The sequence below is a fragment of the Geodermatophilus sp. SYSU D00697 genome (assembly GCF_054050175.1).
In genome coordinates, this window is sequence record NZ_JBJGYV010000007.1 from 17,240 (window position 1) to 29,034 (window position 11,795).

8 protein-coding genes are annotated in these 11,795 nt (G+C 74.7%); 5 read left to right on the plus strand and 3 right to left on the minus strand.

Going from position 1 to position 11,795, the window contains the following annotated elements; genetic code table 11:
* Positions 1 to 51 precede the first annotated feature (51 nt).
* Positions 52 to 1,410: an MFS transporter gene (locus ACI79C_RS08355; protein WP_456945170.1), complete on the plus strand. Its 1,359-nt coding sequence runs from the start codon at positions 52 to 54 to the stop codon at positions 1,408 to 1,410.
* Positions 1,411 to 1,533: 123 nt separating this feature from the next.
* Here the strand turns inward: ACI79C_RS08355 and ACI79C_RS08360 are convergent, their stop codons facing one another.
* Positions 1,534 to 2,511 (minus strand): LacI family DNA-binding transcriptional regulator, encoded by a 978-nt coding sequence (locus tag ACI79C_RS08360; protein WP_456945171.1) that lies wholly within the window; start codon positions 2,509 to 2,511, stop codon positions 1,534 to 1,536.
* 55 nt (positions 2,512 to 2,566) lie between these two features.
* Positions 2,567 to 4,414 carry an alpha/beta hydrolase fold domain-containing protein gene (locus ACI79C_RS08365; RefSeq protein WP_456945172.1) on the minus strand — a complete coding sequence of 616 codons (1,848 nt, stop codon included), beginning with the start codon at positions 4,412 to 4,414 and terminating at the stop codon, positions 2,567 to 2,569.
* A 150-nt stretch (positions 4,415 to 4,564) separates the two neighbouring features.
* Here ACI79C_RS08365 and ACI79C_RS08370 point away from each other — a divergent pair, with 150 nt between their 5' ends.
* Entirely contained in the window at positions 4,565 to 5,554 is a 990-nt protein-coding gene (locus ACI79C_RS08370) for a shikimate dehydrogenase (protein ID WP_456945173.1), read from the plus strand.
* Positions 5,538 to 7,418 (plus strand): bifunctional sugar phosphate isomerase/epimerase/4-hydroxyphenylpyruvate dioxygenase family protein, encoded by a 1,881-nt coding sequence (locus tag ACI79C_RS08375; RefSeq protein ID WP_456945174.1) that lies wholly within the window; start codon positions 5,538 to 5,540, stop codon positions 7,416 to 7,418. The genes ACI79C_RS08370 and ACI79C_RS08375 overlap by 17 nt, the downstream gene beginning before the upstream one ends.
* Before the next feature lie 8 nt (positions 7,419 to 7,426).
* Here ACI79C_RS08375 and ngg read toward each other — a convergent pair whose 3' ends face one another.
* Positions 7,427 to 9,175 carry an N-acetylglutaminylglutamine synthetase gene (gene ngg, locus ACI79C_RS08380; RefSeq protein WP_456945308.1) on the minus strand — a complete coding sequence of 583 codons (1,749 nt, stop codon included), beginning with the start codon at positions 9,173 to 9,175 and terminating at the stop codon, positions 7,427 to 7,429.
* 430 nt (positions 9,176 to 9,605) lie between these two features.
* On the opposite strand from ngg, the gene ctaD reads away from it, so the two are divergent.
* Together ctaD and ACI79C_RS08390 are read left to right on the plus strand one after the other, a co-directional pair.
* Entirely contained in the window at positions 9,606 to 11,366 is a 1,761-nt protein-coding gene (ctaD, locus tag ACI79C_RS08385) for an aa3-type cytochrome oxidase subunit I (protein WP_456945175.1), read from the plus strand.
* A gap of 10 nt (positions 11,367 to 11,376) precedes the next feature.
* Positions 11,377 to 11,793, plus strand: a complete 417-nt coding sequence (locus ACI79C_RS08390; protein ID WP_456945176.1) for a DUF3040 domain-containing protein — start codon at positions 11,377 to 11,379, stop codon at positions 11,791 to 11,793.
* Positions 11,794 to 11,795: the final 2 nt, after the last annotated feature.

Sequence of the window (11,795 nt, forward strand, 5' to 3'; positions counted from 1 at the left end):
GCGCCTCCGGTCGGCACCCGCCACCGACGTCCCAGCATCGAGGAGGACCACGTGCACGACGTCCTGGTCGAGCCCTCCGGCGCGCACGAGCCGCACCGGCCCAAGACCCCCCGCAAGGCCGCGGTCAGCGCCTGGATCGGCAGCGCGCTGGAGTACTACGACTTCTTCATCTACGGGACGGCGGCCGCGCTGGTCTTCCCGCAGATCTTCTTCCCCGAGGGGAACCAGGCCGCCGCCACCGTCGCCTCGCTGGCCACGTTCGGTGTCGCCTACGTGGCCCGCCCCGTCGGCTCGTTCGTCCTCGGGCACATGGGGGACAAGCTGGGCCGCAAGAAGGTCCTGCTGATCACCCTCTTCGGCATGGGCATCGCGACCTTCCTCATCGGCGTGCTGCCGACCTACGAACAGATCGGCTTCGCCGCCCCGATCCTGCTGCTGGTCCTCCGGATCTGCCAGGGACTGGCCGTGGCCGGCGAGCAGTCCAGCGCCAGCTCGATGTCCCTGGAGCACGCACCGGCCAACCGGCGGGCGTTCTTCACCAGCTTCACGCTGGCCGGCACCCAGTTCGGCCTCATCCTCGCCACCGCGGTCTTCATCCCGATCGCCGCGCTGCCCACCGACGCCCTGCTGTCGTGGGGCTGGCGGATCCCGTTCCTGCTCAGCGCCGTGGTCATGGTGGTGGCCTGGTGGATCCGGCGGTCGCTGCACGAGACGCCGGCGTTCGAGGAGGAGCAGGAGCGGCAGGAGGTCCCGCGGACCCCGCTCAAGCAGCTGTTCCGGCACTACACGGCCGACGTGCTCAAGATCGTGTTCGCCGCGCTGGTCTCGACGATCAGCACGATCCTGTCGATCTACAGCCTCACCTACGGCGTCAACACGATCGGCCTCTCCCGGACCAGCCTGCTGTGGATGCTCATCCTGTCCAACGTCGTCGCCCTGGCCGCCATCCCGATGTGGGGCCGCATCGGCGACCGGATCGGCCGCAAGCCCGTGTTCGTCGTCGGCGCGCTCGGCCCGGCGGTGCTGATCTGGCCGTTCATCTGGTCGGTCAGCCAGGCGAACCTCGGGCTGGTGTTCCTCTTCGGCATCCTGCTCGGCGGCGTCGCCTACAGCGCCTACGGCGGCGTGGGCTACGCGCTGTGGAGCGAGCAGTTCGACACCCGCGTGCGGATGTCCGGCGTCGCCGTCGGCACCCAGTTCGGCTTCGCGCTGGGCGGGTTCGCGCCGTCCATCGCGGCCGCGCTGGCCGGGCCGGCGCTGGAGAACTGGGTGCCGGTCGCGATCTTCGCCAGCGCGGCGGCCGTCGTCGCGACCATCGCGGTGCTGACCATGCGGGAGACCCACAAGGTGCCGCTGAACGACCTCGGCCGCGCCAAGGCCCGGGAGGCGAAGCCGGCCGCCACGGCCTGACCGCCCTCCCCCGCGGAGCGGGCGTCCCCGGGACCCGGGGGCGCCCGCTCCGTCGTCTCCGGCACGGGGGACGACGCAGGAGCGCCCGCTCCCCTGCGCCGGGAGCGGGCGCTCGAGGTCGGGTCAGCGCGGGGCGGGGCCGGTGGAGGCGCGCACGATGAGCTCGGTGGCCAGGCTCTCCCGGGCCGGCTCGCCACCCTCCGGCGCGGGTTCGGCGAGCATCCGGACGGCGGCCGCCCCGGCCTGCGCGACGGGCACCCGGACCGAGGTCAGCGCCGGACGGGTGAGCGCGGCGATCCAGGTGTCGTCGATGCCGACGACGCTCATCTGCTCGGGGACGCGCACCCCGCGCTCGGTGAGCCGGTTGACCACGCCGAGGGCGATCTGGTCGTTGTAGGCCAGGACGGCGGTGACGTCCTCGGCCAGCACCAGGTCCGCCGCATGCACACCGGGCTCGAACCGGGGCTGGAAGTGCCCGAGGTCGACCACCTCGAGCCCGCAGCGCCCGGCGGCGGTGTGCAGGGCCCGGTGCCGCTCGGGGGTCACGTAGGACTCCTCGGGCCCGCCCAGGTGGGCCAGCCGCCGGTGGCCGAGGGCGACGAGGTGCTCGACCGCCTGGCCGATGCCCTGGTCCCCCGGGGTCGCCACCGCGGGGACGCCGTCCACCACGCGGCTGACGGTGACCACCGGCGTCAGCGCGGCGACGGCGCGCACGTCGTCCTCGGGCAGCCGGGAGGAGGCCAGCACCAGGCCGTCGACCTGGCGTGCCATGGCGAGGGCGACCTCGAGCTCCTGGCGCACGTGCTCGTCGGAGTCGGCGACGAACAGCGACCGGCCCGCCCGGCGGGCCTCCCGCTGCACCTCCTTGATGAGCGGGGTGAAGAACGGGTTGGCGATGTCGGGGACGATCACGCCGAGGTTCCCGGTGCGCCCCATGGCCAGGCTGCGGGCCACGGGGTTGGGCTGGTAGCCCAGCTCGGCCGCGGCGGCGAAGACCCGGCGGCGGGCCTCCTCCGCCACGACCTCGGGCCGGGCGAACGCCCGCGAGACCGTCGACGGCGAGACCCCGGCGTGCGCCGCCACCATCCGGATGTTCGTCACGCCCTGCTCCCCGTCCCGGTCGGCCTCCGGCACCACGCGGCGCCACGGCCTCCGATCATGCCGTGGAACCGTGCAGCAGCCGCCGCAGGTCGCGGCACATGAGGTCCGCGGCGGCGTCGGCGGCCGGCGAGACCGACCCGTAGCTGAAGAACCCGTGGTCCACGGTCGGGAAGACGCGGAGGACCACCGGGACGCCGGCGTCCCGCAGGGCGGCCGCGTACACCAGCGTGTCGTCGTGCAGGAAGTCGTGGGCGCCGATGCCGATCACCGTCGGCGGGAGCCCGGCCAGCGACGGCGCGCAGATCGGCGACACGCGCGGGTCGGTGGCCAGCGCGTCGGCGTCCGGCCCGAGGTAGGACGCACGGACGTCGGCGCTGGCGTCGCCGCGCAGGTCGGTGCCCGGGTAGATGAGGAACACCCCGGCCACGGGGACGCCGCGGTCGACGAGGTCCCGGGTCAGCACCGCGGCCAGGTTGCCGCCTGCGCTGTCCCCGGCCACCACGAACCGGGCGCGGTCCCCGCCGAACCGGTCGATGTGCTCGAGCACCCACTCGGCGGCGGCCCGGCAGTCGTCGAGGCCGGCGGGGAACGGGTGCTCGGGGGCCAGCCGGTAGTCCACCTGGACGACGACCGCCCCGGCGGTCGCCGCGATCCGGGCGGCGCTGCCCTGGTGGGAGTCGAGGTCGCCGATCACCCAGCCGCCGCCGTGCACGTAGAGGACCGTGACGTCGGTGGGGTCGACCGGGCGCTGCACGCGGATGCGGACGTCGCCGGCCGGGCCGGGCAGGACGTCGTCGGTCACCGACGCCACCGGGAAGAGCCGCGGCGGGTAGAAGTCGCGGCGCATCACCCTCCCGCGCTCACGGGCCACCTCGGGCGGGGCCTCCAGCAGCGGCCACATGCCGGTCGCGGCCATCCGCTCCTCCATCTCGGCGGTGTGCGGGTCCAGCGGCCGCGGGGCGCCGAGCCGCCGCTCGGCGAACACGCGGCGCAGGAAGGCGATCGACCGGTCGGTCACCTCGCCGACGACGGGGGCGCCGACGAAGACGTGGTCGCCACCGGTCTCGAGGTACTCCGCGTCGACCCGCGCCTCGACCAGCGCCTCGGCCAGGATGCGGCTCTGCTCGACGGGCACCAGCCGGTCGTCCACCCCGTGGGCGACGAAGACCGCCGGCCCGTCCGGGCGGACGTACCGCACCGGGGAGAGCTCGTCGCGGGTCCAGGCGGTGTCGCGCAGCAGGGCCGCGAAGGGGTCCCCACCCGCGCCGACCTCCTCGGAGTCGACGTCGACCGGCGGGGCCATGGCCGAGAGGTCGGAGGGGCCGTACCAGTCGACGACGGCCTGCACCTCCTCGGACTGCTCGACCGCCTCCCCGGTGCGCGGCTCGGCCTCGATGCGCCGGCACAGCCCCGCGAGCAGGGCCAGGTGAGCGCCGGCCGACTCCCCCCACAGCGCCACCCGCGAGCCGTCGAGGCCGAAGACGCCGGCCTGCGCGCGCAGCCAGCGGACGGCGGCGAGGACGTCCAGCGCGGCGCCGGGGAAGGGCGCCTCCGCGGCCAGCCGGTAGTCCACCACGGCGACGGCGAAGCCGGCCTCGACGATCCGCTCCACCACCCGCCCGGCGTGCAGGTTCGGCGCCCGGCGGCGGCGGGAGCCGTGCACCCAGCCGCCGCCGTGCACCCACACGACCAGCGGCGCCCCCTCGGGGGACCGCTCCGCGGGCACCCGGAGGTCGAGCATCAGCGGCCGGTACCCCGGGTCGCAGGAGTAGACCAGCGCGTCCCAGCGCAACTCGCCGCCGGCTCCGCGGACCGGTGGGTCGAAGGGGAAGGCGGCGGTCCCCTCGGACAGCGGTCCCGGCTCCGGGCGGGCGACGGTGAGCAGGTCGGCGGACTCGGGCACGGGGCGTCTCCTCGGACACTGGGGGAACCGCCCTCCGCGGTCGGCGGCCCGGGCGCTCGACGCGACTATGCAACCGGTGTCATCCACTGTCAACGCGCCTCGGCGGCGCAGCCGGGGCCAGGACGCCCTGACATTGACACCGGTTGCAGAGTGTTTCAGACTCGGGGGCGACGGTGCAGCGGGTCACACCCGCCCCGACCGCTCCCCCGTGGAGCCCGAGCCCCGGGAGACCCCCTGTCCTCCACCGCGCTCCCCGCCCACGCCGACCGGCCCGGCGTCCTCGTCGGCCTGGTCGGCACCGGGATCGGCCCCTCGCTGACCCCGCCCCTGCACGAGCGGGAGGCCGACCAGCTCGGGCTCCGCTACCTCTACCGCCGGCTGGACCTCGACCGGCTGCGCCGGCCCGCCACCGCGATCGGCGAGGTCCTGGCCGCGGCCCGGCTGGCCGGTTACGACGGCCTCAACGTCACCCACCCGTGCAAGCAGCTCGTCCTGCCGCACCTCGACGAGCTCTCGCCCGACGCCGAGGCCCTGGGCGCGGTCAACACCGTCGTCCTGCACGAGGGCCGGGCGGTCGGGCACAACACCGACTGGTCGGGCTTCGCGCGCGCCTTCGACCGCGGCCTCCCCGACGCCGCGCTGGACCGGGTGGTGCTGCTGGGCGCCGGCGGCGCCGGGGCGGCGGTCGCCCACGCGCTGCTCACCCTGGGCACCGCCCGGCTGACCATCGTGGACGTCGACGCGCAGCGCGCGGTGGAGCTGGCCGGCTCCCTGTGCGAGCGGTTCGGCACCGCGCGGGCCGCCGGCGGCGACCTCGCCGCCCTCCCGGTCGCGCTGGCCGACGCCGACGGGCTGGTGCACGCCACCCCCACCGGCATGGCCGCCCACCCGGGCCTGCCGCTGGACGCCGGCCTGCTGCGGCCGGACCTGTGGGTGGCCGACATCGTCTACCGCCCGCTGGAGACGCAGCTGGTGCGCACCGCCCGCGACCTCGGCTGCCGGGTGCTCGACGGCGGCGGCATGGCCGTCTTCCAGGCCGTCGACGCCTTCCGGCTGTTCACCGGCATCGAGCCGGACGCCGAGCGGATGCTCGCGCACTTCACCTCGATGGTCTCCGGGCCCGATGTCCGCATCGCCTGAACGGCGGCGCCGCGCGATCGCGACGGTCTGCCTCTCGGGGACCCTCGAGGACAAGCTGAGCGCGGCCGCGGCGGCCGGGTTCGACGGCGTGGAGGTCTTCGAGCCCGACCTCGTCGCCGCCCCCTGGTCCCCCGCGGAGCTGGCCGCGCGCTGTGCCGACCTGGGCCTGTCGATCGACCTGTACCAGCCCTTCCGGGACCTGGACTCCACCGACCCGGGCCGCTTCGCCCGCAACCTGCGGCGGCTGGACCGCAAGCTCGACGTCATGGCCGCCCTGGGCGTCGACACCGTGCTGGTCTGCTCCTCGGTCGCCCCGGACGCCGTCGCCGACCCCGACGCGCTCGCCGAGCAGCTGGCCACCGCGGCGGCCCGCGCCGGCGAGCGCGGCGTGCGGATCGCCTACGAGGCCCTGGCCTGGGGCACGCACGTGTCCACGTGGGAGGCGTCCTGGGACGCCGTCCGCCGGGCAGACTCCCCCGCCCTCGGGCTGTGCCTGGACAGCTTCCACGTGCTGTCGCGGGGCGGGGACCCGGCCGGCTTCCTCGACGTGCCGGCCGAGAAGCTGCTCTTCCTCCAGCTGGCCGACGCTCCGCAGCTGCGGATGGACGTCCTCCAGTGGAGCCGCCACCACCGGCTCTTCCCCGGCCAGGGCGCATTCGACCTGCCGGCCTTCCTCGGGTGCGTGCTGACCGCCGGCTACGCCGGGCCGCTGTCGCTGGAGGTCTTCAACGACGTCTACCGGCAGGCCGACCCCGCCCGGACGGCGGTGGACGCCATGCGGTCGCTGCAGTGGCTGGAGGAGGCGCTCGCCCTCCGCTCCCCGCGGACGGACCTGCCCACGCCGCCACCCGCGCCCGCGCTCTCCGGGTGGTCGTTCACCGAGCTCGCGGTCGACGCCGTCTCCGGGCCGCAGGTGGCGGCGGTGCTCGGCGCGCTCGGGTTCACCCACACCGGCCAGCACCGCTCGAAGCCGGTGCAGCTGTGGGAGCAGGGCGAGGCGCGGGTGCTGCTCAACGCCTTCGACACCCGGGCCGACGTCGTCCGCCCGCCGGCCACCGGCGTCGCCGCGGTCGCGGCCCTGGGCCTGGAGAGCGAGGACCCCGGGCGGTCGGCGGCGCGGGCCGAGGCCATGAGCGCTCCGGTCCTGCCGCGCTCCCGGGGTGCGGCGGAGGCCGAGCTGTCCGCGGTCGCCGCTCCCGACGGCACGCAGGTCTTCTTCACCCGGACCGGGCCCGACGGCTGGCCGGCGGACTTCCTGGCCACCGGCGCGACCGCCGGCGCGGGCACCGGCCTGACCCGGGTGGACCACGTCGGCCTCACCCAGCCCTTCGACGCCTTCGACGAGGCCGGGCTGTTCTACCGGGCGGTGCTGGGCCTGGAGCCGCAGGAGGTCACCGAGCTGGCGGCTCCCTTCGGCCTGGTGCGCACGCGGGCGGTCGCCGGCCCGGACCGGGCGGTGCGGCTGGCGCTGTCGGTCTCGGCGCTGCGCCGCGGCGGGTGGGCGCCGGGCGTCCCCGAGCCCCAGTACGTCGCCTTCGCGACCGACGACATCGTCGCCACCGCCCGCGCCCTGCGGGCGGCCGGCGCGCCGCTGCTGCCGGTGCCGGCGAACTACGCCGACGACCTCGAGGCGCGGCTCGACCTGCCCGCGGACCTGCTGGCCGCGATCCGCGAGCACGGGCTGTTCTACGAGGAGGACCCGCACGGCAGGTACCTGCACCTGGCCACCGAGGTGCTCGGCGACCGCGTGTTCGTCGAGGTGGTGCAGCGGCTGGGCGCCTACGACGGCTACGGCACCGCCGACGCGCCGGTCCGGATGGCCGCGCACCGCCGGCTGCGCCAGGCCGCCGTCGTCCCCCGGTAGGACCGCCGCTACCTGCGGCGGGTCTCCGGGAACAGCAGGTCGACGAAGCGCTGCGCGGTCGGCTGCGGCTCGTGGTTGGCCAGCCCCGGGCGTTCGTTGGCCTCGATGAACACGTGCTCGGGCCCGTCGAGGTCCGGGACCATGAAGTCCAGCCCCGTGACCGGGATGCCGATCGCCCGGCTGGCCCGCACGGCCGCCTGGGCGATCTCCGGGTGCAGCCGCGCGGTCACGTCCTCGATCGTCCCGCCGGTGTGCAGGTTCGCCGTCCGGCGCACGCGGACCCGCTCGCCGGTGGGCGGGACGTCGTCCATCGCGTACCCGGCCGCGGCCACGACCTCCTCGGTGACCTCGTCGAGCGGGATGCGCGACTCCCCGCCGGTGGCCCGCTCGCGGCGGCGGCTGGTCTCGCGGATCAGCGCCGCGACGTCGGAGTGCCCGTCCCCCACGACCTCGGCCGGACGGCGGACGGCGGCAGCGACCACCTCGTGGTCGATGACGACCACCCGCAGGTCCTCCCCCGGCACCAGCTCCTCGACCACCACGTCCGGGCAGTGCCGCAGGGCCAGGCCGACCGCCCGCTCCAGCCCGGCCGGGTCGGTCACGCCGACGGTGATGCCCTTCCCCTGCTCGCCGCGGGCCGGCTTGACGACCACCACCCCGACCCGGCCGAGCAGGGCCAGCGCGGCGGTGAGGTCCCCGCAGGTCGCCTCCGCAGCCAGCGCCACCCGGACGCCGGCGCACTCCACGACCCGCCGGGTCACCCGCTTGTCGTCGCAGCGGCTCATCGCCACCGCCGTCGTCAGCTCCGAGAGGCTCTCGCGGGTCAGCAGGCTGCGCCCGCCGAGGGACAGCCGCATCTCCCCGAAGGCGGCATCGGTGACCTCCACGCGGATGCCGCGGCGCAGCGCCTCGTCCGCGAGGATCCGGGCGTAGGGGTTGAGCGCGTCGAGACCGGGCGGGCCGGCCACGAACAGCGGCGCGTTGATCGAGTTCTTCCGCTTGACGGCGACCGCCGACACCTGCCGGAAGCCGAGCTTGCGGTAGAGGGCGATGGCCGCGGCGTTGTCGTGCAGGACCGACAGGTCCAGGTAGGCCCGGCCGCGGGCGTCGAAGCGTTCGGCCAGCACCCGCACCAGGGCCTCACCGGTGCCCGGTGGGGCGCTCTGCGGATCCACCGCCAGGCACCACAGGCTGCTGCCGCCCTCCGGGTCGCCGAAGGCGAGGACGTGGTCCACCCCGGTCACCGTGCCGACGACCCGTCCGCTGCGCCGGTCCTCGGCGACCAGGTGGGTGACCGTGCGGCCGTGCTGGTTCCGCCAGACGGTCGCCCGGTCGCCGGGCACCATGCCGGCCGTGCGGTGGATCCGCTCCATCTCCGTGACGTCGGCCGGACAGGTCACCGTCCGGACGAACACGCCCTCGATGAGGTCCCGGCGGGGCCGGTAGCGGTGCAGGTCCAGCCGGAACGTGTAGCTGGGGTCGATGAACAGCTCGTCGGGAGCCAGCCCGACCAGCACCTGGGGGTCCCGCGGGTAGAGGCAGACGTCCCGGCGGCCGGCACCCTCGTGCCGGAGCACGTCCACGATGCCGTGCAGGTCCGGGAACGTCTGGCCGAAGACCAGCCGACCCCAGCCCAGGTCGAGGGCGACGCCGGGCCGCATGCCGCGCAGCTGGTGCTCCGACGGCGGTTGCCAGGAGTGGCCGGTCAGCGGCGCCGGGACCCCGCCGGGCGGCCGGCGGCGGACCGCGGGTCGCATCACCACGACCCACCCGCCCGGGCCGGGCGCCGCGGGGGGCGGGGTGTCGTCAGGAGAAGACCGGCGGGCATGGGGGTCATCCCTCGGGGGAGGCGGCCCGTGGCTCCGAGGCGCCACGGACGGTCGGCTGCGCCGCGCGGGGTTCGCGCGCGAGCGGTCCTCCGACTCGTGGCGGCGGTTTGCACCGGGCCGGGTCGATTGCCCCTGCCCCGCCCGGACTCTTCCGAAACACCCTCGTCACCGAGTTCGGCGACCACGCCGGGCTCAGGTGTCACATCCCCCCGAGGTAGGCCATGATGGGTCCGCTCACAGTCTCCGAGCTCTCCCCGCCGCGGTCGGCGGCCTCCTGCAGGGACGCGCCCATGAGCCACTCCCCCAGCACTCCGAGCCCGCGCTGGGCGCGGCCCGACCGTCGTCGGGGTGTGACCTCGTGACGGCCATCGCGCCACGGCCGATCGTCAGCCGGCCCAGCGACCTGCCGCCGGCGGCGAAGGGCTCCCGGCTGTCGAACCTGCTGAGGACCACCGACCACAAGACGATCGGCCTGATGTACCTGGTCACGTCGTTCGTGTGGTTCATCATCGGCGGCTTCATGGCGATGCTGATGCGCGGCGAGCTGGGCCGGCCGGGGCTGCAGTACCTCTCGCCCGAGCAGTACAACCAGCTGGTCACCATGCACGGCACGGTGATGCTGCTGTTCTTCGCCACGCCGCTGTTCTTCGCGTTCGGCAACCTGATCATGCCGCTGCAGATCGGTGCTCCCGACGTCGCGTTCCCCCGGCTGAACGCCTTCTCCTACTGGCTGTTCCTGTTCGGCAGCACCATCGCCGTGGCGGGCTTCGCCACCCCGGGCGGGGCGGCCGACTTCGGCTGGTACGCCTACACCCCGCTGTCCGACGTCACCAACAGCCCCGGCGCCGGGGCGAACCTGTGGATCGCCGGCCTGGCCGTCTCCGGCCTGGGCACCATCCTGGGCGCGGTCAACTTCATGACCACGATCGTCTGCCTCCGCGCGCCCGGGATGACCATGTTCCGGATGCCGATCTTCGTCTGGAACACGCTGGTCACCAGCATCCTCGTGCTCTTCGCCTTCCCGATCCTCACCGCGGCGCTGTTCGCCCTGCTGGCCGACCGGCAACTCGGGGCGCTGGTGTACACGGAGGAGAACGGGGGGCCGATGCTGTGGCAGCACCTGTTCTGGTTCTTCGGCCACCCCGAGGTCTACATCATCGCGCTGCCGTTCTTCGGCATCGTCACCGAGATCATCCCGGTCTTCAGTCGCAAGCCGCTGTTCGGCTACAAGGGCATGGTCTTCGCGACCATCGCGATCGGGGCGCTGTCCCTGTCGGTGTGGGCGCACCACATGTTCGCCACCGGCGCGGTGCTGCTGCCGTTCTTCTCGTTCCTGACCTATCTGATCGCCGTGCCGACCGGCATCAAGTTCTTCAACTGGATCGGCACCATGTGGCGGGGGCAGCTGACCTTCGAGACGCCGATGCTGTGGTCGGTCGGCTTCCTGGTCACCTTCCTGCTCGGCGGGCTGACCGGCGTCCTGCTGGCGTCCCCACCGCTGGACTTCCACCTCAACGACAGCTACTTCGTCGTCGCGCACTTCCACTACGTCGTGTTCGGCACCGTCGTGTTCGCGGCCAACGCCGGCATCGCCTTCTGGTTCCCGAAGATGTGCGGCCGGATGCTCGACGAGCGGCTCGGGAAGCTGCAGTTCTGGATGACGTTCATCGGCTTCCACGGCACGTTCCTCCTCCAGCACTGGCTGGGCAACGTGGGCATGCCGCGCCGGTACGTCAACTACCTGCCCACCGACGGCTGGACCACGCTGAACACGATCTCGACGATCTTCTCGTTCGTGCTCGGTGCCTCGATCGTGCCGTTCCTCTACAACGTCATCCGGTCCTGGCGGCACGGGCCGCTGGCGCTGCGCGACGACCCCTGGGGCCACGGCAACTCCCTGGAGTGGGCGACCTCCTCGCCCCCGCCGCGGCACAACTTCACCGAGATCCCGAAGATCCGCTCCGAGCGGCCGGCGTTCGAGGCGCACTACCCGCACCTCATCGACCGCCTGGAGCGGGAGAAGCACGTCGGCGGCCGGCACGAGCCCTACGCCGGCGTCAGCGAGGTGGGGCTCAGCGGCGGCGAACGCCAGGGCTCGCGCGACCCCGACCCGACCTGAGCCGGTTCCCGTGACCTCCGGGCGGCGTACCGCACGCCTCTCCACCCGGTCGGGGGGCACCGCCCCCGGGTCCCGGCAGCACCTCCTCCGGGCCGCCGGCACGACCGGCCCACGCCGTGTCGAGGGCCCGGACGCCGAGGAGCGCCGGCGGCGCGAGCGGGAGGCCCTGGCAGACCTCCGCGACGCACTGGAGCGCGACGACCCGGAGCTGAGCCGCTCCTTCGGTGCCCTGGCCCGCCCGCACCCCGTCCGGTGGCTCGCCGGGCTGGCCGGGTGCGCCGTCCTCGCCGGCGCCGCGTTCGCGGTGCTCGGGGTCCGTGCGGTCGGCGTCCTGGGCCTGGTGCTGGTGCTCGGCGCCCCGGTCCTCGTGTGCCTCGCCTGTGCGGGCAGCGACGAGCCGGTGGAGGGAGCCCCGCCGACGGCGTGAGG

What these genes read in the sequence shown, in the direction of transcription:
- ACI79C_RS08375 (WP_456945174.1), top strand. Translation starts at nt 5,538, where the DNA reads ATGTCCGCATCGCCTGAACGGCGGCGCCGCGCGATCGCGACGGTCTGC.
- ngg (WP_456945308.1), bottom strand. Translation starts at nt 9,175, where the DNA reads ATGCGACCCGCGGTCCGCCGCCGGCCGCCCGGCGGGGTCCCGGCGCCG.